Annotated in this window: 18 protein-coding genes and 1 tRNA gene; 10 read left to right on the top strand and 9 right to left on the bottom strand. The window is 58.8% G+C overall.

What is annotated here, in order from left to right:
* Positions 1-46 precede the first annotated feature (46 nt).
* The 8 genes from AC1MDT_RS06610 to arnT all read left to right on the top strand — a co-directional run bounded on the left by AC1MDT_RS06610 (position 47) and on the right by arnT (position 8,768).
* The gene (locus tag AC1MDT_RS06610) at positions 47-1,135 is read left to right on the top strand and encodes a polyamine ABC transporter substrate-binding protein (protein ID WP_480421263.1); all 1,089 of its coding nucleotides are present in this window, start codon (positions 47-49) and stop codon (positions 1,133-1,135) included.
* Complete coding sequence (locus AC1MDT_RS06605) at positions 1,132-2,424, top strand: NAD(P)/FAD-dependent oxidoreductase (protein ID WP_480421262.1); 1,293 nt, start codon at positions 1,132-1,134, stop codon at positions 2,422-2,424. The genes AC1MDT_RS06610 and AC1MDT_RS06605 overlap by 4 nt, the downstream gene beginning before the upstream one ends.
* Positions 2,425-2,660: 236 nt before the next feature.
* Entirely contained in the window at positions 2,661-3,257 is a 597-nt protein-coding gene (locus AC1MDT_RS06600) for a paraquat-inducible protein A (RefSeq protein WP_480421261.1), read from the top strand.
* Positions 3,254-3,970: a paraquat-inducible protein A gene (locus AC1MDT_RS06595; RefSeq protein WP_480421260.1), complete on the top strand. Its 717-nt coding sequence runs from the start codon at positions 3,254-3,256 to the stop codon at positions 3,968-3,970. Before AC1MDT_RS06600 ends, AC1MDT_RS06595 begins: the two co-directional genes overlap by 4 nt.
* On the top strand, positions 3,951-5,606 hold the full coding sequence (locus tag AC1MDT_RS06590; protein WP_480421259.1) for a PqiB family protein: 1,656 nt from the start codon (positions 3,951-3,953) through the stop codon (positions 5,604-5,606). The genes AC1MDT_RS06595 and AC1MDT_RS06590 overlap by 20 nt, the downstream gene beginning before the upstream one ends.
* A 17-nt stretch (positions 5,607-5,623) precedes the next feature.
* Positions 5,624-6,178 carry a PqiC family protein gene (locus AC1MDT_RS06585; protein ID WP_480421258.1) on the top strand — a complete coding sequence of 185 codons (555 nt, stop codon included), beginning with the start codon at positions 5,624-5,626 and terminating at the stop codon, positions 6,176-6,178.
* A 195-nt stretch (positions 6,179-6,373) separates the two neighbouring features.
* Positions 6,374-7,012, top strand: a complete 639-nt coding sequence (gene pmrG, locus AC1MDT_RS06580; protein WP_480421257.1) for a lipopolysaccharide core heptose(II)-phosphate phosphatase PmrG — start codon at positions 6,374-6,376, stop codon at positions 7,010-7,012.
* Positions 7,013-7,046: 34 nt separating this feature from the next.
* A complete protein-coding gene (gene arnT / locus AC1MDT_RS06575) occupies positions 7,047-8,768 on the top strand; it encodes a lipid IV(A) 4-amino-4-deoxy-L-arabinosyltransferase (RefSeq protein WP_480421256.1) in 1,722 nt (573 codons plus the stop codon).
* A 681-nt stretch (positions 8,769-9,449) separates the two neighbouring features.
* Here arnT and AC1MDT_RS06570 read toward each other — a convergent pair.
* The 7 genes from AC1MDT_RS06570 to fdnG all read right to left on the bottom strand — a co-directional run bounded on the left by AC1MDT_RS06570 (position 9,450) and on the right by fdnG (position 18,515).
* A tRNA-Sec gene (locus AC1MDT_RS06570) sits at positions 9,450-9,545 on the bottom strand.
* A 6-nt stretch (positions 9,546-9,551) separates the two neighbouring features.
* The gene (gene selB / locus AC1MDT_RS06565) at positions 9,552-11,459 is read right to left on the bottom strand and encodes a selenocysteine-specific translation elongation factor (RefSeq protein WP_480421255.1); all 1,908 of its coding nucleotides are present in this window, start codon (positions 11,457-11,459) and stop codon (positions 9,552-9,554) included.
* Entirely contained in the window at positions 11,456-12,886 is a 1,431-nt protein-coding gene (gene selA, locus AC1MDT_RS06560) for an L-seryl-tRNA(Sec) selenium transferase (protein ID WP_480421254.1), read from the bottom strand. The genes selB and selA overlap by 4 nt, the downstream gene beginning before the upstream one ends.
* A 46-nt stretch (positions 12,887-12,932) precedes the next feature.
* Positions 12,933-13,859, bottom strand: coding sequence for a formate dehydrogenase accessory protein FdhE (gene fdhE / locus AC1MDT_RS06555; RefSeq protein WP_480421253.1), 927 nt, complete (start codon positions 13,857-13,859; stop codon positions 12,933-12,935).
* Between the two features lie 4 nt (positions 13,860-13,863).
* On the bottom strand, positions 13,864-14,517 hold the full coding sequence (locus AC1MDT_RS06550; RefSeq protein WP_480421252.1) for a formate dehydrogenase subunit gamma: 654 nt from the start codon (positions 14,515-14,517) through the stop codon (positions 13,864-13,866).
* Positions 14,514-15,449 (bottom strand): formate dehydrogenase subunit beta, encoded by a 936-nt coding sequence (gene fdxH / locus AC1MDT_RS06545; protein ID WP_480421251.1) that lies wholly within the window; start codon positions 15,447-15,449, stop codon positions 14,514-14,516. Before fdxH ends, AC1MDT_RS06550 begins: the two co-directional genes overlap by 4 nt.
* Complete coding sequence (gene fdnG / locus AC1MDT_RS06540; protein WP_480421250.1) at positions 15,450-18,515, bottom strand: formate dehydrogenase-N subunit alpha; 3,066 nt, start codon at positions 18,513-18,515, stop codon at positions 15,450-15,452.
* Between the two features lie 306 nt (positions 18,516-18,821).
* On the opposite strand from fdnG, the gene AC1MDT_RS06535 reads away from it, so the two are divergent.
* Positions 18,822-19,976, top strand: a complete 1,155-nt coding sequence (locus tag AC1MDT_RS06535; protein ID WP_480421249.1) for a MalY/PatB family protein — start codon at positions 18,822-18,824, stop codon at positions 19,974-19,976.
* Positions 19,977-20,097: 121 nt separating this feature from the next.
* Here the strand turns inward: AC1MDT_RS06535 and AC1MDT_RS06530 are convergent, their stop codons facing one another.
* Positions 20,098-22,053, bottom strand: a complete 1,956-nt coding sequence (locus AC1MDT_RS06530; RefSeq protein ID WP_480421248.1) for a hybrid sensor histidine kinase/response regulator — start codon at positions 22,051-22,053, stop codon at positions 20,098-20,100.
* A 147-nt stretch (positions 22,054-22,200) separates the two neighbouring features.
* Between AC1MDT_RS06530 and AC1MDT_RS06525 the strand changes: the two genes are divergently transcribed.
* Positions 22,201-22,956, top strand: a complete 756-nt coding sequence (locus AC1MDT_RS06525; RefSeq protein WP_480421247.1) for a type 1 glutamine amidotransferase domain-containing protein — start codon at positions 22,201-22,203, stop codon at positions 22,954-22,956.
* Here AC1MDT_RS06525 and AC1MDT_RS06520 read toward each other — a convergent pair.
* Positions 22,937-23,845 carry a zeta toxin family protein gene (locus AC1MDT_RS06520; RefSeq protein ID WP_480421246.1) on the bottom strand — a complete coding sequence of 303 codons (909 nt, stop codon included), beginning with the start codon at positions 23,843-23,845 and terminating at the stop codon, positions 22,937-22,939. The two genes, AC1MDT_RS06525 and AC1MDT_RS06520, sit on opposite strands and share 20 nt — an antisense overlap.
* Between the last annotated feature and the right edge of the window lies 1 nt (position 23,846).

Below are 23,846 nucleotides of genomic sequence, written 5' to 3'. Positions count from 1 at the left end.
CACCAAAGAAACGCCTGAAAATCCAATAATTCCAAGAGGTGTCGAAATGCGTCTATTGAAATCCGTGGTCCCGGTCGCGCTGGCGATGTTGTTCAGCGCCGTTGCACACGCTCAGCCCACAGTCAGCGTCTACAACTGGACCGATTACATAGGCGAGACCACCCTCGTCGACTTCCAGGCAAAAACCGGGATCAAGGTGATCTACGACGTCTTCGACTCCAACGAAACCCTGGAAGGCAAACTGCTCGCTGGTCGCACCGGGTATGACGTGGTGGTGCCGTCGAACCACTTCCTCGCTCGCCAGGTGAAGGCCGGTGCGTTCCTCAAACTGGATCGTTCGCAGCTGCCCAACTTCAAAAACCTCGACCCCAAGCTGCTGGCGTTGTTGGAAAAAAACGATACGGGTAACGAACACTCCGTTCCTTATCTGTGGGGCACCAACGGCATCGGCTACAACGTCGACAAGGTCAAGCAAGTGCTGGGCATTGACCACATCGATTCCTGGGCCGTGCTATTCGAACCGGAAAACATCAAGAAACTCAGCCAGTGCGGCGTATCGATGATGGACTCGGCCGATGAGGTGTACCCGGCGATTCTCAACTACATGGGCATGGACCCGCGCAGCGAAAACCCCGAGGACTACAAAAAAGCCGAGGCCAAACTGATGAGCATCCGGCCCTACATCACCTACTTCCATTCCTCGAAGTACGTGTCCGACCTTGCGAACGGCGACATTTGCGTGGCGTTCGGTTACTCCGGTGACGTGTTCCAGGCCGCCAACCGGGCCAAGGAAGCGAAGAACGGCGTGAACATTGCCTACGCGATTCCCAAGGAAGGCAGTAACTTGTGGTTTGACCTGCTGGCCATTCCCGCTGACGCCGCCAACCCGAAAGAAGCGCATGCTTTCGTCAACTACCTGCTGGACCCACAAGTGATTGCCAAGGTCAGCGCCTCGGTCGGTTACGCCAACCCGAACCCGGCGGCCAAGCAATACATGGACCCTGAGTTGGTGAGCAATCCAGAGGTCTATCCGTCGCAGGCAGTCCTCGACAAGCTCTACATTTCGACCACCCCGCCCCAGGCGATCATGCGTTTGATGACCCGTTCCTGGAGCAAAGTGAAGTCCAACAAATGAATAACGAACATGCACATTCCTATTACGCGGCGACGGCCAAAAGCGTGGCCCCTTACCCCACGCTGGCCGAGGATCTGTTCGCCGATGTGTGCGTGATCGGCGCAGGATTTACCGGCATCAACACGGCGATCGAACTGGCGCAACGCGGGCTTTCGGTGATTGTCCTGGAAGCGCGACGCGTTGGCTGGGGCGCCAGCGGGCGCAACGGCGGGCAGTTGATCCGAGGCATTGGCCATGACATCGCAGGTTTCGCCCGCCATGTCGGTCAGGACGGCGTGCGGTATCTGGAGCGCGCCGGCATCGAATCGGTGCAAGTGGTAGCCAATCGCGTTCGCGAACACGAGATCGATTGCGACCTGCGATGGGGCTTCTGCGAACTGGCCAACACCTCTGCGCAGTTCACGGCGCTAAAGGCTGAGCACGAACATCTCGGTGAGTCGGGTTATGCCCATGAAACCCGACTTGTCGGCCCCGGACAGATCCGTCAGCAGGTGGTGGATTCTGGCGTCTACGCCGGTGGCCTGATCGACATGGGCTCCGGTCATTTGCACCCCCTCAACCTGGTCCTGGGTGAAGCGCGGTTGGCGCAATCCCTCGGCGTGCAGATCTTCGAGCAGAGCCCGGTATTGGAACTGCTCCATGGCAGTACCGTGCAGATTCGCTGTGCCGGCGGCACGGTGCGCGCCGGCAGTCTGGTGCTGGCCTGCAACGCGCACCTGGACAAGCTCGAACCGAAATTGAGCGGCAAAGTGCTCCCGGCGGGCAGCTACATCATTGCCACCGAGCCTTTGACGGCAGAGGTGGCCAGCCGACTGATCCCGCAAAACCTGGCGCTCTGCGACCAGAAAGTCGGCCTGGATTACTACCGTCTCTCGGCAGACCGGCGCTTGCTGTTCGGCGGCGCCTGCCATTATTCAGGGCGCGATCCGGCGGACATCACGGCCTACATGCGCCCGCAAATGCTCAAGGTTTTTCCGCAATTGGCGCACGTGCGCATCGACTATCAATGGGGCGGCAAGATTGGCATCTCCGCCAATCGCTTTCCACAGGTTGGGCGCTTGAGCGAACATCCAAATGTCTTCTACGCCCAGGGTTACTCCGGGCATGGGCTGAACGTGACCCATTGGTGCGCAAAACTGCTGGGCGAGGTGATCCATACCGGCCACAGCCAAGGTTTCGATGCCTTCAGCGCGGTACCGCACATGACCTTTCCCGGCGGACCGATGTTGCGTTCTCCCCTGCTGGCTCTCGGCATGTTCTGGTATCGCCTGCGCGAACTGCTCGGCTAACGACCAATCGCCATTCCCCCTGTAGGAGCGAGCTCGCTCGCGAAGGACGTTAACGATTACGCGTTCGTCCTGAATGAACGCGTTGCTTTGAAGTCCTTCGCGAGCAAGCTCGCTCCTACAACGAGAGCATTCGCCCTGCCAGTCCTGTTGATCTGCCTTTTTAATTTGCTCAATTGCGAGTCACTTCTATATTGAGGGGGTGCTCTGACTTTTATGCCTCCTATTGAGCGCGGCCAATGGCGAAGACTGACCCACTGATCATCTGCGAGCACTGTGACTGCGTATACGAAAAAGTCACGCTCGCCAAACATCAGAAAACCCTGTGTACGCGCTGCGGCGGCGTGCTTCAGCGCTATAACGGCCTGACCGTGGAACAGCGTCTGGCATTGACCTTCACTGCGTTGATGGTGTGGATTTTCGCCAATTTCTATCCGGTCATGAGCATCAGCCTCAAAGGCCTGAAGAACAGCGCCACGCTGTGGGACTCGGTGCTGGCCCTGAGCCTGGGGCCGATCACTTTTATCGCAATGGTGGCGGCGATCGCGATGATCATCGCGCCGATTTTCCAGCTGTTGCTGCTGATCTGGGTCCTGAGTTTCGCCCTCGCCTCCCGACGCTCGCCCGGTTTTAAATTCTGCATGCGCTGGCTGGAGACCCTCAGGCCCTGGAGCATGCTGGAAGTCTGTTTGCTGGGGGCGATGGTCGCGGTGATCAAACTCGCAGGATTGCTGGATGTGCTGCCCGGCATCGGCCTGTTTGCCCTGGCCATTCTCAGCCTGATGATGATCCGCATCGCCGGGCACGATATCCGTGACCTGTGGGAGATCCTATGACAACGCCTCCGGTCGCCAGCGAACTCAACCTGTGCCTGTGTCACAGCTGCGGCCTGGCCTGTGACATGACCCTTGATCCTCACGAATGCGAGCGCTGCGGCGCACCGCTGCATCGGCGCAAAACCAATTCGCTGACCCGTACCTGGGCCTTCCTGTTCACCGCCCTGGTGTTTTATATCCCGGCCAATCTGTTGCCGGTGATGAACACCAAGATGGTCGGCCATGGCGCGGACAGCACCATCATGAGCGGCGTCCTGGAGTTCTGGGAGGCAGGTGCCTGGGACATTGCCCTGATCATTTTCATCGCCAGCATCGCGGTGCCAGGCATCAAGTTCGTCGCCCTGACGCTGTTGCTGGTCACGGTGCAACGCGACAGCCTGTGGGCACGCAAGGAACGGTCGAAGTTATACCGTTTCGTCGAGGTCATTGGCTATTGGTCAATGCTCGACGTCATTGTGGTGGCCCTGGTGGCCTCGCTGGTGAAGTTTCAGGCCCTGGCGGATATCGAGCCACGCCCCGGCATTCTGTTTTTTGGCCTTGTGGTCGTGTTCACCATGCTGTCGGCGATGAGTTTCGATCCGCGTCTGATTTGGGATAGAGAGCGGGATAGAGAGCGGGATAGAGGGCCTGATAAAGGGCCAGATAAAGCACCGCACCCAGAGCCAAAAAGACCACTAAACGAGGAGTCCATGGATGAAGTCGCAAGCCACTGATGGGCCACAGCCTCCCGGCCAGGCCCCAATCAAGACCCGTCGTTTCAGCATTTCGCTGGTATGGATCGTGCCCATCGTTGCCGTTTTGGTCGGCATTTCCCTGGTGGTTCACAGCATCTTGCAGGAAGGCCCGACGATCACTGTCAACTTCAAGACCGGTGCAGGCCTGACCGCCAATAAAACTGAAGTGAAGTATCGCAACGTGGTGATCGGTCAAGTCTCGGACGTGGAGTTGAGCGGTGACCAGAAGAGCGTCAATGCCACGATCAAATTGGCCAAGCAGGCGGAAGGTTTTACCCGACAAGACTCGCAGTTCTGGGTCGTGCGTCCTCGCATCGGTGCTGGCGGCGTGTCGGGCATCGATACCCTGCTCTCCGGTGACTACATTGGCGCTGATATCGGCCAGGGCAACGCTCGTGCAAAAACATTCACAGGCCTGGAAAACCCACCCCCGATCACCTACGGTGAGCCGGGCAAGCGCTTCACGCTGTTCACCCAGGACCTTGGCTCGCTGGACATCGGATCCCCGGTTTACTACCGCAAGATTCCGGTCGGTCAAGTGGTCGCCTATGCCCTGAACCCGGATGGCAAGGGGGTGAACGTCGAAGTGTTTGTCCACGCACCCAATGACGCCTACGTCACCGAAAATACCCGCTTCTGGAATGCCAGTGGTATCGATGTGAGCGTCGGTGCCGACGGCTTTGCGCTGAAGACTGAATCGTTGTCCTCGCTGCTGGTCGGCGGCATCGCGTTTCGCGCACCAGAATACAGCCCCGATGATAAGCCGGCCGCGGCGGAATATGCCTATGAATTGTTCGACGATCAGCAAACCGCCCTCGCCCCGCCCAATGGAAAGGGACAGTACCTGACACTGCGTTTCGACCAGGCCCTGCGCGGGCTCAAGGTTGGGGCTCCAGTGGAATTCCTCGGCATTGAGCTTGGCAAAGTCGTCTCGGTCAATCTGGACTTCGACGCGAAAAAACGCACTTTCCCGGTCATTGTCGGCATTGTCATTTACCCGCAACGACTCGGCAAAGCCCACACCCAAATGATCAAGGCATTGAATCATGATCCGAATGACGAAGCCGCTGCCGTAGCGATAATTGGCTCTTTCATTGAAGGTGGTCTGCGAGCCCAGGCTCGTAACGGCAATCTGTTGACCGGGCAACTCTATATCGCCCTCGATTTTTACCCTAAAGCCGAAAAAGTCGTGTTCGATCAGACCGCACGCCCAGTCAGCATTCCGACCATACCCAGCAGCCTGGAACAATTGCAGGAAAAACTCGAAGCGATGGTCAACAAGATCAACCAGCTGCCCATCGAGCGGATTGCCGGCAATCTTGATAGCAACCTCATTGAACTGCGCAAAGGCCTGGCGCAATTCAACTCCAAGACCCTCCCGGGCGTGCAAACCACCCTGGCGAACGCCAGCAAGACCTTGGAATCGGCCAACTCGACGCTGACCGAAGGCTCGCCGCAACAGGAACAGTTGTCCCAGACCCTGTATGAGCTCGGACGCACCTCGCGCTCCTTGCGCGACCTCGCGAATTACCTGGGACGGCATCCGGAATCGCTGATTCGCGGCCGCCCGGACAATGCCGCGCCAATTGATATGCAAGGACCACCGAGCAAATGACCACAGGAGCATCACCCATGGCTTTTTCGCTGAAGATTATGTTAGTCGCAGCGTTGTCGTTGCTCGCCGCTTGCCGCAGTGCTCCGATTGAGTTCCATACGTTGACCCCGGCTCTATCGAGCAGCGGCTCAAGGACCACTGCGGATATCCAGATCGAAAGCCTTACGGTTCCGCCTCAGGTCGATCGTCCGCAGATTGTGGTTCGACAGAGCAATACCGGCATCGCTATCCTTGACACTGAGTGGTGGAGCGCCAGTCTGGTGGAAGAATTGCATAGCGCCCTGGAGGACCAACTGGTCAACAGCCATCCGCAACGTAAAGTGTCGGTACGGGTGGAGGTGCTGCGCTTTGATTCGATTCCCGGCCAATACGGATTGATCGACGTCAAATGGCGTCTGCGCAACGCCGGTGAAGGCGACGGCACTCTGGTGACTTGCCGTAGTACGTTGCAGACGCCTTCAGGCCCTTCCATCAATGAGCTGGTGGCGGCTCAGCAGAACAATGTCAAACGTCTGGCCGTGTTGATCAGCCAGGCAACCAGCGGGACACAAAGAGGGTGTCCGTCGTCCTGATCAATCCATCCTCTGTTCAACGGTGGATCGTGTCACCGTTGAACACACACCGGCCGCCTGCAAAGGATAAGGATTATCAAAAACCAACTAAATAGGCGCTTTGTACTTTCTTAGCAATTTTTTCACATTCGTTTCACCCCTCGGCTACCCTTCTGATCTTAATTTGCCCGCACGCTCACTACTTCAGATAAAGACATGAACTCCCGATTAAAAAAATTGGTGTTTTTTATCGCTACCCTGGCGATCGTTATTTTAGTAACAGGTTATTTCTGGCTGCAGAGATCGCCCACCAATCTGGGACATTCAAGCACCAAGGATATCGCTCAATTGATGCAGCGCTGGCACGCCGGTGAAGTCGTAGTGCTTATTCGGCATGCCGAGCGTTGCGACCGGTCCAGCAACCCGTGTCTGGGGCCTCCCGATGGCATTACCCGTGCCGGCAGCGAAGCGGCGGCAGCGCTGGGTCGCGGCTTTGAGCAAATGGGCATGGAACAGACTGACGTGTTGAGCAGCCCGATCACGCGCACGGCACAAACTTCGCGCTACATGTTCGGCCACGATGCGGTCGCCCAGGAGTGGCTCGCCACGTGTGGCCACGGCCTGCGCGACGAAGTGCTGGCGCACAAACAAGCCCATCGCAATCTGCTGCTCGTCACCCACAGTGGCTGCATCAAGGACTTCGAAGTCGAGACCGGTTTTCGGCATGCGCAGAAGAGTCAGTATGTAAGTTCGTTATTCGTCAGTATTGATGCCAAAGGAGAACTTCAAGTTCTCGGTATTGTGAATACCGACGGATGGCCTACCCTGTTAAACAGCGAAAGCAAAATCAAGTAATCTAGAGCAATTTCTCTTGCACCAAGGCCCTACAATGACGTCCCATAAGCCGTTGCGTAACCCTGCGGATGATTTATCCCGTCCTGCGTCTCACACACCGTCACTCATCGACCGCTGGCTCGTGCCGGGCCTGCTGTTGGCCTTTGTCGCTTTTTATCTGCTGCCGCTGATGTTCCATGGCCTGTGGATTCCTGACGAAACCCGCTATGGCCAGATCAGCCAGGAAATGCGCCTGACCGGTGACTGGATCGCCCCGCACTTCATGGGTATTCGCTACTTCGAGAAGCCCATTGCCGGGTACTGGATGATCGCTATCGGTCAGGCCGTGTTTGGCGACAATCTGTTCGGGGTACGAATTGCATCGGCGATAAGCACCGGGCTGAGTGTCTGGCTGGCATACCTGTTGGCCGGTCGTATCTGGAACGATCCGCGCAAAAGCGCGGTCTGTGCGTTGTTCTACATGAGTTTCGGGTTGATTGCCGGTCAGGCGGGCTATGCCAACCTGGACCCGCAATTCACGTTATGGGCCAACCTGAGCCTGGTCGCGTTGTGGTTTGCCATCGAGGGTCAATCATCTCGCAGCAAAACAGCCGCATGGGCGCTGTTGGGCTTTTCCTGTGGCATGGGGTTCATGACCAAAGGCTTTCTCGCCGGGTTATTGCCGGTATTGGTCGCCCTGCCCTACATGCTCTGGCAACGCCGCTTTCTCGAACTGGTGCGTTACGGGATGTTGACGGTGCTGGTTGCGACGCTGGTCTGCCTGCCGTGGGCACTTGCCATTCACCATCAAGAACCGGACTTCTGGAACTTCTTCTTCTGGAACGAACACATTCGCCGTTTCGCCGCCGAAAATGCGCAACACGCGCGGCCGTGGTGGTTTTACCTGCCGTTGCTGGTCGCGTCGAGCTTGCCGTGGGCGGCGTTGTTGCCGGTAACCTTCATTAAAGCCTGGAAGCAAAAGCGCCAGCCCGAAATTGCATTTTTGTTGATGGGGGTGCTGCTACCGTTGGCGTTCTTCAGCATGAGCAGCGGCAAACTGCCGACTTACATCATGCCGTGCCTGTTTCCGCTGGCCTTACTGATGGGGCACGCGGTAATAGACCTGCTGAATCAGCAGCAAGGGCGAGCGATTCGCATCAATGGCGTGGTCAACACAACCCTGGCCACCATTGCCCTGATCGCCCTGATCTTTTTACAAGCCACCAAAGAGATCTACGAAAACACCGACACGTTCGCCTTGTCGCTGGTGTATATCGTTTTGGTCAGCTGGATTATCACCAATGCCCTGCAAGTCTTGCGTCCACTACGGTTCTGGGCCGCGCCGGCCATCGGCATCGGGATGCTGGTAGCGTTGTTGCCGGCAGCCATGCCTGCACAGATCGTCGAGAGCAAGATGCCGGATCAGTTTATTGCCGAGCATCTGGACGCGTTAAACAATACCACCTCGTTGCTCAGCAACGATCTCGGTGCCGCGTCTGCGCTGTCCTGGCGGGTGAAACGGCCGGAGATCTTCCTTTTCAATACTGTCGGAGAGCTGAAATATGGCCTGGAAGATCCGGCCATGGCTCCGCGGATCATCACCAAGGACAACGTCGTGCAATGGATGACCGAGGCCCGTAAAAAAGGTCCGGTGGGTGTGGTCATGCGGGTCAACAGTGTCCAGGAAATTGAAGAGGTCGAACTATTGCCGGTGGATGGGCAGCGCTTCGTACGCGGTAAGTTGGAGATTCTGATTTTTCCCAAGAGTCAGCCGTGATAGAGATGTTTTTTGGGATTAGATGGGGGGCATATCCGTTTTTTGGGTAGCGGCGGCTGGTGGTTTCGCTTTTACAGCGCGTCCCTTTTTCAAACGCCAAAAAGGATTTGCCCCTCCATTCGGTGCCTCGCTTAGGCTCGGCATGCCATAACGCAGGCATTGCACCGGGGGCGGCTACCGCGGCATCCTTGCCGCGGTGCCCCCTGCGCAACGCCTGCGTTCGGCCTCTGGGAAAGGGGCAGGCAGATCAAAAGATCGCAGCCTTCGGCAGCGCCTACAGAGCGTACGCATTCCCCTGTAGGAGAGAGCCTGCTCGCGATGAATTCGAAGGCAACGCATTTTTCCAGACAGCACGCGTTATCGTTCACGTCCATCGCGAGCAGGCTCGCTCCCACATAAAAGCAGATTGGTGTACATCCGCTTCTCACCACTCATCAGGCCGAGCGTTAGCTCGCCTTCAGCTTTTGATCTCGATGCACCGCCCCCTCACGCCCTGAGCCTCTCCGTCAACCTGTGGCCACCTCCATCGGCGCCTCTATCAACGTTGATCCGCGACGCGTTAAAGCCTGCAAGTAAGCCTTTTCGTCATAGACGGTGCTCGTTTTCCAGCACCAATAGCCGCCGCACCCAAAAAACCGGATATACACCCAAACCAACAGCCCACAAACAAAAAGCAGTAAATGGCGGAAGGCAGCCGGAGTCGAACCTGCCCAGGAACGGATGCCGTCCCCAACCGGGTTTGAAGCCCGGCCGCGCCACCGGGCGCGATTGCCTTCCTTGAAATCAGAACCCGTTTACCTGGGCCAAGGCATTGTCGAAACGGATATGACGCTGATCACCCAAGCGTCGAGTCAGGCCAATCCGGTCGAAGTACTCGAGAATCTGAATACTACGCTTACGCCCCAACCCCACCGCATCACGAAACGCCGACACCTGAATCACCGGGTTTTCGGCGGCCAGTTGCAACAGCATAGCCGCCAATCGCCTAATCACCGTTTCGGTGTAGAACAGGTCACGCACGACTTGATGCACCTGTCCTGACCTCGCCATTTTGCGCAGCAACAAGCGCACCGTCGCCTCATCATGCCCCAGGTCGCGCACCCACGGTGGGTCGAAACCGGCCGCTTCGAACAGCGGCTGCAATTGTTGCCACAGGGCTTCGTCCTCAGCGCTCAAATGCACCTGATGACCGGGCAAGTGCAGCCATGGACCGCTGGCCGCTATGGCGCCGCTGGTCAGCAATTCGTCGAGCAGGCTGATAAAGGTCGGGCGAGCCAGTGCGGTGCCGGTGAATCGACGCAAGCGATCGCGGTCCGGGCCCATTTGATCCGGTTCCAGTTGATGAAAGCGTGCGAGATGTTCCAGTAACGGCGCTTTCAGGGCTTCCCAACGAGATGCACTGAACAACCGCTGACCTTGGCGGGTGTCGATCAGGCGGACGTCAGGCGGTAGCACCCACGTCGTGCGCAGACGGTTGAACTGGCGCTCCAGCTGCTGCGGATCCAGTCCCGTGTCGCTGCTGGCCAACAGCGCGGGCAATGCGGCTTCCAGCGTATCCGTTGAGATCAAAGCCTGCAGCTGCGCCAATCGCTCGGGACTTCGGCGTTGTCGGCTCGGCGCGAAGGGGTCAAGTACCCGTCCACCACCAAGAGTGCGCTGGGCACTCTGATCGCGCAGGATCAATCGATCGCCCTTCACAGCCTGCACCGGTGCATTGAGCAGCAGTTGCGCGCACATCCGCTCACCCGGCGCGAGGCTGGAACCCTCCAGCAACGCCACCCGCCCCGTGACGTCCTGAGTTGCCAAATGAACATGCACGGATTGAAAGTGCTCGAAGACGCGAGGTTCGCAGGCCAGCAGCTGCATCTCGATATCCAGACGCTGGGTGGGTGCGAACAGCCAGTCGGCCAGCAACCAGTGCCCCCGGTGAATCTGTTCAAGCGCCAGGCGCTCGGCACTCAGGTTCAACGCAACGCGCTGGCCGGCTACCGCACCTTCTGCGGGTTGGTTTTGCGCATGCAGACCGCGCACGCGCACGGGTTTGCCTTGCGGACCGAGCAGCAGCGTATCGCCCACGGCCACTTGTCCTGACAGCGCAGTGCCGGTCACCACGACACCAGCGCCGGCTACACTGAAGGCGCGGTCAATCGACAGGCGAAAGCCTCCACTCGAGCTGCGTTGAAGGACCTCTTTTTGTGCATCCAGCAAAGCCTTCCGCAAAATTTCGATACCCTCGCCAGTCACACTCGACAGCGCAATTTGCGGTGCGCCGGCAAACGGTCCCGGCGCCAGCAAGGCCTCTATTTGCTGGCGCACGGCGTGCACTCGGGCGAGATCAACCCGGTCGCATTTGGTGATCGCGACCAGCGCCCCAGGAATGCCCAGCAGTTCGACAATGGCCAGGTGCTCGCGGGTTTGCGGCATGACGCCGTCATCCGCCGCCACCACCAGCAACACCAGATCAATGCCCTGAGCCCCCGCCAGCATGTTGTGGGTGAAACGTTCATGACCGGGCACGTCGATAAAACCGGTCAGGGCCGCACCCGGCTCCAGCGCCGTATAGAGGTAACCAAGGTCGATGGTCATGCCGCGTTCACGCTCTTCCCGGCGCCGATCCCCCGCCTGCCCGGTCAATGCCTGGAGCAACGCGGTTTTGCCGTGGTCGATGTGCCCCGCCGTGCCGACGATCACGCTTCGCGGTCCTGCGTCTGCAATTGATCGAGTTGCGCCAGCCATGTGGCTTCGTCATCCAGTTGCCGAAGGTCCAGCCACAAGGCGTCGTCATCGATGCGCCCGAGCACCGGAATCGGCAAGGCCCGAAATCCTGCTTCCAACCCCTGTAATCGTCGCCCGCGCAGACGTTTGGAGGTGTGCGGTCGCAGGCACAGCGCGGCACTGGGCAAGCGTGCCACCGGTTGGCTGCCGCTGCCGATCATGCCCAGAGCCGGGACGGCGGCGACGTCCCAGCCTTCGCCCAACACCTTCGCCAATGACGGTTGCAGGCGTTTGGCTTGAGCGAGAATGTCGGCTTGCGCGCGCGTGAGCAGTCGCAGGCTCGGCAGCCTTTCGGCCAGTCGATCCGGATTGCGATACAAGCCCAACACCGCTTCAAGCGCGGCCAGGGTCAGCTTGTCGACCCGCAGCGCGCGCTTGAGCGGGTTCTTCTTGATCCGGGCGATCAAGTCCTTGCGGCCGACAATCAACCCGGCCTGCGGACCGCCGAGCAACTTGTCGCCGCTGAAGGTGACGATGTCCGCGCCATCGAGCAACGCCTGACGTACCGTCGGCTCGGCAGGCAAGCCCCAGCGCGTGAGGTCCAGCAGGCTGCCGCTGCCGAGGTCTTCGAGCAACGGCAAACCGTGCTGATGCGCCAGCGCTGCCAATTCAGCGGTGGGCACACGGGTGGTGAACCCCTGAATCTCGTAGTTACTCGCGTGTACACGCATGACCAGGCCACTGCGCGGGCCGATGGCCGCTTCGTAGTCCTTGGCGTGTGTGCGGTTAGTGGTGCCGACTTCGTGAAGTTTCACCCCGGCGCGGGCCATGATGTCGGGAATGCGGAAGGCGCCGCCGATCTCGATCAGTTCCCCTCGGGAAATAATGCCTTCCTTGCGCGCGCCCAGGCTGTTGAGCGTCAGCAACACGGCGGCGGCGTTGTTGTTGACCACGGTCACGGCTTCGGCGCCAGTAAGTTCGCGGATCAGGCCTTCGATCAAATCATCACGGTCGCCACGCTTGCCGCTGTGCAGGTCGAATTCCAGATTGAGTGGATAACGGGCGGCCATTTGCACCGCATCGATGGCTTCCTCGGGCAATAACGCGCGCCCCAGATTAGTGTGCAGCACGGTACCGGTCAGGTTGAACACACGGCGCACATGACTGCGATGCTGGACAGCCAGACGCTCGCCCGCCCTGCCGGCCAATACTGGCGGGATGATTTCTACGGCACCGAGTTGGCCGCTCAGCACCGGCTCGCGCAGGTCGTCGAGCAATTGCCGCAAGCTGGCCAACAGCGCGTCACGCCCATAGCGCTCGGCCAGCGGCTGGCACGCCGGATGACGCAACAAACTGTCGATGGAAGGCAGGCGCAAGGCATGGCTGGCGGGTCTGGTGGACATCAGGGGCTCCCGAAAACGGCTGACCGCCTGAGTGTAGCCGCTGTGCTCAGTCTGCCCCGGGGGCGAACAACAGATTCGGCGCCAATCGCTGGTAGCCTTCCTGCTCAAGGCGCATGTCCAGCATGAGACTGGTCAGGTCCGTCGACAGCGCTTCGGCGTCGGCGTCGTTTTCCAGGTAAAGCAGTTTCAGGTAGCTGTTGCAGCCAGGGCACATCTCAGCCCGCAACGGAGCCTGATTGGCCGCGTGGCGGTCGTCATCGAGGCTGACGTATTCGAGGCCTTTGCTCTGTTCGCAATACACGCACTTGACCCGCACCACATGCCATTCGCAGGCGCACAGCGAACACACCAGATAGCGCAAACCGTTGTATTTGCCACGATGGCGAATCACCCCCGCCATGGCCGGCGAACCGCAGGCCGGGCATTGACTGAGGCTGTCACCGGGTTTCAGCACAAGGTCTGGCGTGCACAACAACCAATGACTCCAGGCGGCCTGCAATGCCGCGCCGAGAAACGGCACCACAGCGGCTGGCAGCAGTGAATATTGACCGCTGAGCAAGGCAATCGCCCAGGCTTTGCGTTGACCGTTATTGGCGTGGCGTAACGTGGCGAGAGCTTTTTCAATCGCTGAATCCGGGCGTGGCAGGAAACGCTGCAACAATCCATTGAGGTACGGCAGCCAATGGTCCTCACGCACCAACGAGTCGGCGGCAAACGGTGGCAAGCCGTGTTGCTGACAAAGGCGCAAACGTTCGGGATCGAGGGGTGCGGCAATCGATGGATCATCCATCAGGCTCTGCTGGACCTGACAGAGTTCCGCCACCAGCCGCAGGTAATCGGCCAATGGATGCCCGTCAGCCAATTTCTCCAGGCGTAACGCACGCAAGGTGAACAGGTTATTGGGCGGCAAGTGCAGAAACGGCGGTGAACTCGCCGCCGCTTCGATCTCTCCAGGCTCAAGAATCGTCGCCAAGTGCTTATCCTTTTTTGCTGATCGGCCGGTCGGGGTTTTCGTCGCGGGTCACTTCGCGGTACCACAGCTCGTGGTGCTTTTTCGCCCAGGCACGGCTGACCCAGCCATGCAACATAGCGTTGACCGACCCCTTGATCCAGATGCCGGCATAAATATGGACGATGATGCTCAGCACCAACACAAAACCCGCCAGCGCATGCAACAACATCGCCCAGCGAATCGTGGTGATGCCGAAGTACAGACTGAAATACGCGCGCCAGATCACCAATCCGCTGAACAGCAGCACCAGCATGCAGGCCAGTAACGTCCAGAACAGCAGCTTCTGCCCAGGGTTGTACTTGCCAACGGGCGGTACGCCCTCCTCTTCATTTTTAATCACCCGCCCTATTCGCCTGAGCCACAGCCCATCGTTGCGAATAAAGAAATTCGCGCGCCAGAAACGGATCACCAGTCCAAGAAACAGCACAAACATCACCACACCCATGAACGGATGCAGGATGCGCGTCCACGGACCGCCACCGAACAGGTTGCTCAGCCAGAACAGTGCTGGATGGAACAACGCCAGCCCGGACAGCGCCGCCATGAAAAACAGGATCGCCACCAGCCAGTGATTGGTGCGCTGGTTTGAGGTGTAACGAAGGATCTGTTTGCGAATCATGGTCTGTCCTCCCCGCGCGGATCATAGGTGTGCACCGACGGATCGACTTCATGCACCGCTGGATCGTTAACCGTTGGATGCTCATCTTCCTCAACCCGCTGCGGCCCGATTCGCACGTAGTGGAAGAACCCCGCCAGCACCGCCGCGCCCATGGCCAGCAAGGCCAAGGGTTTGCTCACACCTTTCCACAAACCTACCAACGGACTGATCGCCGGATCTTTCGGCAGCCCGGCGTACACCTGTGGTGTGTCGGCATGGTGCAACACGTACATCACATGAGTACCGCCCACCCCGGCCGGGTCGTACAAACCGGCGTTTTCAAAGCCCCGGCTTTTCAGGTCGACGATGCGCTCGGCGGCGTGTTCTTTCATGTCCTCCTTGGTGCCGAACACAATGGCGCCGGTCGGGCAGGTTTTCACGCAAGCCGGCTCCAGCCCCACCGCCACACGGTCCGAACACAGCGTGCATTTGTAGGCTTTGTGGTCCTTTTGCGAAATTCGCGGGATGTTGAACGGGCAGCCCGTGATGCAATACCCGCAGCCGATGCAATGGTCCTGATCGAAATCGACGATGCCGTTGGCATGCTTGATGATCGCCCCCGGGCTCGGGCAGGCCGCGAGGCAACCCGGTTCGTCGCAATGCATGCAGCCGTCCTTGCGGATCAACCATTCCAGATTCCCGGCATCGGTTACATGCTCGGTGAAGCGCATCAAGGTCCAGGTTTCTGCGCTCAGGTCCTGTGGATTCTCGTAGGTGCCAAGGTTGTAGCCGACCACGTCGCGCAGCTCGTTCCATTCCGAACAGGCGACCTGGCAGGCCTTGCAGCCAATGCATTTGGTGGTATCGATCAGCTTGGCCACTTCCTCCTGATTGCGCACTGAAGGCGGGACTGTCGTGGTGGCCGAACGGGCGATGATGTCTTGGCTGGCCATCTATATTTTCTCCACGTTGACCAGGAACGACTTGGATTCCGGGGTCTGGGAATTGCCATCGCCGAGGAACGGCACCAGGGTGTTGGTCAGATAGCCGTGACGCGTGACACCGGTAAAACCCCAGTGCAACGGGATACCGATGTGGTGCACCACCTGGCCGTTGACTTGCAGCGGACGAATCCGCTTGGTCACCACCGCCACCGCTTCGATGAACCCGCGCTTGCTGCTGACCCGTACTTTGTCACCCGCGGCAATGCCCTTTTCCTTGGCCAACACTTCGCCGATCTCGACGAATTGTTCTGGCTGGGTAATCGCGTTGAGCTTGCAGTGCTTGCTCCAGAAGTGGAAATGCTCGGTCAACCGGTAACTGGTCGCGGCATAGGGGTAATCCTTGGCCACACCGAGGGTATTCCACACCGAGTCGAAGATCCGCGCCGCCGGGTTGCTGGTGGCTTTCTTGTTGGTCGGGTGCAGCGGGTTGATGCCGATGGGCGTTTCAAACGGCTCGTAGTGTTCAGGGAATGGTCCTTCGTTCATCTTGTCGACGGCGAAGAACCGCGCCACGCCTTCGGGGTTCATGATGAACGGGTTCATCCCGGCTTCCGGCGGCGAGTCCACCTTAAAGTCCGGCACATCGGTGCCGGCCCAGGCCTTGCCGTTCCACCACACCAACCGTTTATTGTCCGCCCACGGTTTGCCTTGCGGGTCGCTTGAGGCACGGTTGTAGAGAATCCGCCGGTTCGCTGGCCAGGCCCAGGCCCAGCCCAAGTGTTGCTTCATGCCGTACGGATCACTGTTGTCGCGCCGGGCCATCTGGTTGCCCGTTTCGGTCCAGCTGCCGCAAAAAATCCAGCAGCCAGACGCGGTGCTGCCGTCATCCTTGAGCTGGGCGAAACCGGCCAGTTGCGTATTGCCCTTGACCGCTGCCCCCGTGGCGTCGGTGAAATCAGTGGTAGCGTAGCCGTTGATTTCCTTGGCCAGTTCTTCGGGCGATGGATCGTCGGGTATTTTGTACGGCCACGACAATTTCAGGATCGGGTCTGCAAACGCACCGCCATCGGCCTGATAGCGTTTGCGCAGACGCAGGAACAACTCGCTCATGATCTTGATGTCGGTCTGGGCTTCTCCCGGGCCGTCGGCACCTTTCCAGTGCCATTGCAGCCAACGGCTGCTGTTGACCAGGGAACCGTCTTCTTCGGCGAAACAGGTCGTGGGCAGGCGAATGACTTCGGTCTGGATGTTGGCGCTGGTCACGTCGTTGTACGGCCCGACGTTTTTCCAGAACTCCGAGGTTTCGGTGGACAACGGGTCCATGACCACCAGCCATTTAAGCTTGGCCAGCGCCGCCATCACCCGGTTTTTGTCCGGCAACGCTGCAATCGGGTTGAAGCCTTGGCACATGTAGCCGTTGACCTTGCCCTGCCCCATCAGGTCGAACATTTTAAGAATGTCGTAGCTGGGGATGTCGAGTTTTGGCAGGTAGTCATAGGCCCAGTGGTTCTCGGCGCTGGCATTGTTGCCATACCAGGACTTCATCAGGCTGACATGGAATTTTCCGTAGTTTTGCCAGTAAGACAACTGCCCTGGCCGCAACGGTTTTAGCGTCCGTTGGGTGATGTAGGCGTTGTAGTCCTGCTCACCATCGGTGGCCAGGGTCAGGTAGCCGGGCAGCGAGTTGGAGAGCAAGCCAAGATCGGTCAGGCCCTGGATGTTGGAGTGCCCGCGCAAGGCATTGACGCCCCCGCCCGGCATGCCGACGTTGCCCAGCAGCAGTTGCACCATGGCGGCGCTGCGAATGATCTGCGAGCCAATGGAATGTTGGGTCCAGCCCAGCGCGTAGAGAATCGTCATGGTCTTGCCCGGTTGCGAGCAGGTGGCGATTTCTTCCCAGATCTTCTTGATCGCGTCCACGGGCATGCCGCAAATCTGGCTGGCCAGGTCGATGTTGTAGCGGCTGTAGTGGGTTTTCATCAGCTGATAAACGCAGCGCGGATCCTGCAATGTCGGGTCGACTTTGACAAAGCCGTCCTCGCCGACTTCATAACCCCAGCCGGATTTGTCGGTATACAGGCGTTTGGCGACGTCGTAACCGCTGAAAATCCCGTCCTCGAAACTGAACCCGGCTTTGACGATGAACGACACATCGGTATAAGCCCGCACGTACTCATGCTGGATCTTGTCTTCGGTCAGCAGGTAATTGATCAGCCCGCCCATGAAGGCGATGTCGGTGCCGGTGCGAATGGGCGCGTAATAGTCGGCCACCGAGGCGGTCCGGGTAAAACGCGGGTCGACCACAATCAGCCGCGCCTTGTTGTGCGCCTTGGCTTCGGTCACCCATTTGAAACCGCAGGGGTGCGCTTCTGCTGCGTTGCCGCCCATCACCAGGATCAGATTCGCATTGGCGATATCGGTCCAGGTATTGGTCATGGCACCACGGCCATACGTCGGGGCAAGACTTGCCACCGTCGGACCGTGTCAGACACGCGCCTGGTTATCGAACCCCAGCATGCCGAGACTGCGAATGACCTTGTGGGTGATGTAGCCCGCTTCGTTGGACGCCGCCGAGGCCGCGAGGAAACCGGTGGTCAGCCAACGGTTCACCGTTTGGCCCTGCGCGTTCTTCTCGATGAAATTGGCATCGCGGTCGGCCTTCATCAGGTCGGCGACGCGATCCAGCGCTTGATCCCAGGAGATGCGCGTCCACTCGGTACTGCCGGGCTTGCGCACCTGCGGGTACAGAAGGCGGCTGGGACTGTGAATGAAGTCCAGCAGGCCCGCGCCTTTCGGGCAGAGCGTGCCGCGATTCACCGGGTGGTCAGCATCGCCTTCGATGTGGATGATGCTCTGGGTGACGTTTTTCGCCTGGTCACCCTGGCTGTACATGATCAAGCCACAACCGACCGAGCAGTACGGGCAGGTGTTACGGGTTTCATGGGTGTGGGCGAGTTTGAAATGACGCACTTGCTCGGCGAAGGCTGGCGCGGGGAGCAAGCCCAGCGCGCCGAGGCTCGAGCCCGCAAGGCCGATACCGGCGACCTTGAAGAACTGACGACGGTTGAGGTCCATCGTGCACTCCTGATCAGGTGGATACCCGGTATTTTTGCCGGGTTTCTCTGGGCAAACACGGTCACGGCAGCGTGACTGCCGACACTACAAACTTTAGTCAATGGAAGAACTGACTGCCTGAAAACCGACCGTCGGCCGCAATCACATCAACTGTAGGAGCGAGCTTGCTCGCGATGGACTCAAGGGCGGCGCGTTTATTCAGAAAACACGCGGTATCGTTAACGTCCATCGCGAGCAAGCTCGCTCCTACAGGGGGTTGGCGTTTATCATGGCCGCCATAACCAACCTGCTGTTACGAGACTGAGCATGACTTTCGATTTTGATCAGGTGTTCGACCGCCACAACACCGGCAGTACCAAATGGAGCCGCTACCCGGCGGACGTGTTGCCGATGTGGGTGGCGGACATGGACTTCGCGGCGCCGCCGGTGATCCGCGAGGCCCTGCAAAAACGTCTCGAACATCCGATGCTCGGCTACAGCGTGCCCCAGGATAATTTGCGCGACGCCATCGTTGCCGACCTATGGAACAAATACGCCTGGCGCGTATTGCCTGAGGAGTTGATCTTCCTGCCGGGCGTAGAGTCAGGTTTCAACATGGCCCTGAAGGCGCTGGTCCAGCCGCAGCAGAACGTTGTGGTTCAGGTGCCGAATTACCCACCGCTACGCCACGCGCCGGGGCATTGGGGGCTGAACAAAGTCGAGCTGAATTTCGAGGCGCTGGCTGACGGCACGTATGCCACGCCGCTCGCGACCTTGAGCGAGTCCCTGGCCGGCGGCGGCGCGTTGCTGCTGAGCAACCCGCACAACCCGCTGGGCAAAGTCTTCCCGCGTGAAGAACTTCAAGCCATCGCCGATATTTGTCTGGAACAGGACGCGTGGATCATCTCTGACGAGATCCACGCCGAACTGTGTTTCGACGGGCGCGTGCACGTTCCCACCGCCGCCCTGAGCCCGGAAATCGCCCGGCGCACCATTACGCTGATGTCGGCGAGCAAAGCTTTCAACATCGCCGGTCTGAAGACGTCTTTCATGATTATCCAAGACGCTGCAGTGCGTGCACGGGTCAACCACGCCCGCTGCGGCATGGTCGACAGTGTCAACCCGCTGGGCATGGAAGCAACTCGCGTGGCCTACACCGAAGGCGGCCCCTGGCTGGCCGGTTTGAAGGCGTACCTGCAAGGCAACCGGGATTATCTGGTGGAGGCGGTACGCACGCGTCTGCCGGGGGTAACGATCAATGTGCCACAAAGTACTTATCTGGCATGGCTCGATTGCTCGGCGCTGGGGCTGGATAACCCGCAGCAGTTCTTCCTTGACGAGGCCAAAGTCGGTTTGAGCGCGGGACTGGATTTCGGCGACGACAGCCAACAGTTCGTGCGCCTGAACTTTGGCTGCCCACGCGCCTTGCTTGAGGAAGGTATTGCGCGGATGGAGCGCAGTTTGCTCCACCGAAAAATCTGAACCCGGGTCAAAAAATCGCAGCCTGCTGTAGGAGCGAGCTTGCTCGCGATGGACTCAAAAGCGCCGCGTTTAGCCAGTAAACACGCGTTATCGTTAACGACCATCGCGAGCAAGCTCGCTCCTACAGTGGCATATGCCGGGCCTTGGGTTTTTCGGGTTTCATGGCCGACGCGATGACTTCCACCAGGTTGAGTTGCGTAAAAGGCTTGGACAGGCGCGGCAGGTCCGCTGCGAAGCCTTCCAGGCGTTCGGCGTAACCGGTGGCGAGAATGATCGGCAGGCTCGGCTTCATCATACGGATCGTCTGTGCCAGTTGCGCGCCATTCATTTTTGGCATGACCATGTCCGTAATGACCAGGTCAATGTCTTGCCTGGCGTCGAACATCGCAAGCGCTTGTGCACCGGACCCCGCACTGATGACGCGGTGGCCGAGGTCCTCAAGCAACAGCCCGGTACTGGTGAGCACCAGGCTGTCATCGTCCACTACCAACACGCACAGCCCGGACACGGGTGTCGCTTCGGCGGAGTCTGTAACGGGTTTGGCGACCGATGCGGTTGTCGCGACGGGAATCCAGAGTTCAGCCGTTGTGCCTTTGTTCTTTTCGCTTTTGAGTATGAATTTGCCGCCCAATTGCTCGATAAACCCGTGAACCATCGACAGTCCCAGGCCTGTGCCTTTACCGACACCCTTGGTGGTAAAGAACGGGTCCATTGCGCAGCCCAAGGTGTCGGCATCCATCCCTTCGCCCGTATCAGTGACGCTCAGGCAGATGTACTGGCCAGCCACCAGCGATAACGTTGTTTGATCAGGGACGTCTTCCACCCTCGCATCGATGACGATTTTACCGCCGTCGGGCATCGCATCGCGGGCGTTGGTCACAAGGTTCAGCATCGTCAGTTCGAGCTGATTGATGTCGGCCATGACCGGTGCTAGTTCAGGGGAAAAGCGTGTTTCGAGTATCACTGAAGGCCCGAGAGAACTGCGCAACAGGCCGCTGATACCTTCCACCAGCACCGGTAATTCCACCGATTCGAACTTGAGTTCCTGACGCCGTGCGAACGCCAGCATGCGTTGGGTCAGGGATACGCCGCGCAAGGCCCCCTGAGTGGCGTTGTCGACCAGCCGGGTGATTTTCGGATCGTCCCCCACGCGTTTGCGGACGATTTCCAGATTACCGAGGATGACCGTCAGCAAATTATTGAAGTCGTGGGCAATACCGCCGCTGAGTTGACCAATGGCCTGCATCTTTTGCGCCTGGAACAACGCTTCACGGGTCTTTTCAAGGGCTTGCTGCGTTAGTGTCGCCTCGGTAATGTCGCGGGTGATCTTGGCAAAACCGAGCAAGGTGCCTGTCTCCCCCCAAATCGGGTCGACCACCACATGCGCCATAAACCGCGTACCATCCTTGCGCACGCGCCAGGCCTTGTTTTCGAAACGACCTTCGCGCGTAGCCGTTTCCAGCGCCCGTTGCGGCTCGCCGGCTGCGCGATCTTCGGCGGTGTAGAACATCGAAAAATGTTGGCCAATGACTTCCTCGGCCCGGTAACCCTTGATTCGTTGAGCGCCAGGGTTCCAGTTGGTCAGTCGGCCATCCGGCGCGAGCATGTAAATGGCGTAGTCAGTGACGCTTTGAACCAGCAACCGAAACTGTTGCTCGCTTTGCTTGAGGACTTCTTCAGCCATCTTGCGGTCAGTGAGATCGCGGGTGATCTTGGCAAAACCCAGTAAGGTGCCCGACGGATCAATAATCGGATCAATCACCACGTGGGACCAGAAATGCGAGCCGTCCTTGCGCACCCGCCAGCCCTCGCCCTCGAAACGTCCCTCGCGAATCGCCGTATCCAGCGCACGTTGGGGCAATCCGGCACGGCGATCCTCGTCGGTATAAAAACGCGAGAAGTGCTGACCGAGAATCTCCGCCTCCTCATACCCCTTGAAACGCTTGGCACCGGAGTTCCAGCTGGTGATGATGCCATCGGGATCAATCATATAGATCGCGTAATCAACTACGGCATCGATCAACAGCCGAAAGCGCCCATCTTCGATAGAACTGGGTTTGGACCGGATATCAGTCATCGATTACACCTGTCATTGTTATTTAGGTGAAGTATGCGACAAACCGCAGGTCTGGAAAGCCGTAATACTGTTGAGCAGTAGAGCGTGGATTTCGTTCCACCTATGCTCGATGCCAACGGCCGTTGTTGCTCGATAAAAGGCGTCCCGATGATCCTGATTCTGTTGCCGAGCTCTGACTATGATCCAACCGAAAGCAGCGTGCCCTGGCAGGCGATGCGTCATGCCGGACTCGACGTGTGCTTTGCAACGCCTGCGGGGTTACCGGCCTATGCCGACGCTCGGTTGGTGGATATCGGCTTTGGTCCACTGAACCCGCTACTGATGACGCGCGACGCCGACCTTGCGAGTTACGCCCGGATGACCGAAGACGATTCGTTTCGCCGGCCACTGGCCTATGCCGATGTCGACCCTGAGCAATTCACCGGGCTGCTGATTCCGGGCGGGCATGCCAAGGGTATGCGCAGCCTGCTTGAATCCGAGCAGGCCCGGGCGATTGCCCTGCACTTCTTCAAGGCAGACAAACCGGTAGGCGCCGTCTGCCATGGCGTGCTGCTGTTGGCCCGCACGCTCGATCCCGACAGCGGGCGTTCGGTGTTGCATGGGCGCAAGGTCACCGCGTTGCTGGCGGCGACCATGGAGTTACCTGCCTGGGTAATGACAGCTCCCTGGCTGGGCCGCTATTACCGCACGTATCCGCAAACCGTTGAGGAAGAAGTCACGGCCGTGCTGTCCAGCCCAACGGATTTCCTGCGGGGTTCATTGCTGGCGGTGCGTGATTCGGCGGATCGGCTGCAACCCGGTTTCACAGTCCGTGATGGCCAGCTGTTGACCGCGCGCTGGCCGGGAGACTGTCATCGCTTCGCTGCCGATTGGGTTCATCTGCTTACCGGTACACGTGCTTGACGATATAGGCGTACAGGTCGTTGTAGACGAAGTCCGGAACATATCGGGAGTGAGTCCGGGATTTGTGCAGCGCGATGTGGCACTCCTTGACCATTTCGTTGCGGTCACTCATGGCGTAGAGGTAATTGTTGATGATTTCGCCATAAGCGCTGTAGGAAAAGGGCTTCGTCGATGCCGTGGTGTTCAGCGAGCCGTCGGTGGCTTTGGTGTAGGTGCTCTGGGCGCGCAGGGTCCGCTCTTTCAAATCGCCGAAGCCTCGCTCGTACAAAGTGGTTTGTGAGCCGCTCACCGCTTTGGCGGCGGTCTCGAACGCCAGCATGATTGCTTGCGCGTTGTTCATGCTGGCGTCCATCGCCGCGAAGGAGACAAACCGTTCCAGTTCCTGGTTTTCGAGGCTCTTGAGTGCTCTCTTGATGCTCGATACATGGGCGAACGCTTGAGTGCAGCCAACGATGTGCGTCTCGAACTGATAACCCGCAGTAGTCGCTGATGGAGGGAAGGACGCGAAGTCGATGCTATCGAAGGCGCACTCCATGATGATGTTGTATTTGCAATCGAATGCATGCGCATGGATCTTCCCGCTGACCTCACGGACGAACGCCTCTGTATGCTCGTACGCATGCAAGACGCCAAGTTTGATCATCTCTGCGTATTGGGGGTGTTTTTTCCGGTAATCGGGCAAGTACAGACGAACATAATTGCTGTAGCGGTTAGAAGGCAGCAGGGACTTTTCCAGCAAATACGTTTTGCCCGAACCCTGTAGTCCGGCCACGATCAGGATCTTGGGGATGCTCTCGGCAGTAATGCCGCTAAACAGCGTGGTTTTTATTTCGTCGAATGCCGCTGTGACTTGCTCAGGGGTGTACGTATATTTCGGTGCTTTTGACATA

The organism is Pseudomonas sp. ASL7 (genome assembly GCF_056680375.1).
Note: the sequence above shows the minus strand (reverse complement) of the source record. Positions and strands in the feature narration are given on the sequence as shown.

Coding starts and splice junctions, on each gene's coding strand:
- AC1MDT_RS06610 (WP_480421263.1), top strand. CDS start 47: ATGCGTCTATTGAAATCCGTGGTCCCGGTCGCGCTGGCGATGTTGTTC.
- AC1MDT_RS06605 (WP_480421262.1), top strand. CDS start 1,132: ATGAATAACGAACATGCACATTCCTATTACGCGGCGACGGCCAAAAGC.
- AC1MDT_RS06600 (WP_480421261.1), top strand. CDS start 2,661: ATGGCGAAGACTGACCCACTGATCATCTGCGAGCACTGTGACTGCGTA.
- AC1MDT_RS06595 (WP_480421260.1), top strand. CDS start 3,254: ATGACAACGCCTCCGGTCGCCAGCGAACTCAACCTGTGCCTGTGTCAC.
- AC1MDT_RS06590 (WP_480421259.1), top strand. CDS start 3,951: ATGAAGTCGCAAGCCACTGATGGGCCACAGCCTCCCGGCCAGGCCCCA.
- AC1MDT_RS06585 (WP_480421258.1), top strand. CDS start 5,624: ATGGCTTTTTCGCTGAAGATTATGTTAGTCGCAGCGTTGTCGTTGCTC.
- pmrG (WP_480421257.1), top strand. CDS start 6,374: ATGAACTCCCGATTAAAAAAATTGGTGTTTTTTATCGCTACCCTGGCG.
- arnT (WP_480421256.1), top strand. CDS start 7,047: ATGACGTCCCATAAGCCGTTGCGTAACCCTGCGGATGATTTATCCCGT.
- selA (WP_480421254.1), bottom strand. CDS start 12,886: ATGTCCACCAGACCCGCCAGCCATGCCTTGCGCCTGCCTTCCATCGAC.
- AC1MDT_RS06550 (WP_480421252.1), bottom strand. CDS start 14,517: ATGATTCGCAAACAGATCCTTCGTTACACCTCAAACCAGCGCACCAAT.
- fdxH (WP_480421251.1), bottom strand. CDS start 15,449: ATGGCCAGCCAAGACATCATCGCCCGTTCGGCCACCACGACAGTCCCG.
- AC1MDT_RS06535 (WP_480421249.1), top strand. CDS start 18,822: ATGACTTTCGATTTTGATCAGGTGTTCGACCGCCACAACACCGGCAGT.
- AC1MDT_RS06530 (WP_480421248.1), bottom strand. CDS start 22,053: ATGACTGATATCCGGTCCAAACCCAGTTCTATCGAAGATGGGCGCTTT.
- AC1MDT_RS06525 (WP_480421247.1), top strand. CDS start 22,201: ATGATCCTGATTCTGTTGCCGAGCTCTGACTATGATCCAACCGAAAGC.
- AC1MDT_RS06520 (WP_480421246.1), bottom strand. CDS start 23,845: ATGTCAAAAGCACCGAAATATACGTACACCCCTGAGCAAGTCACAGCG.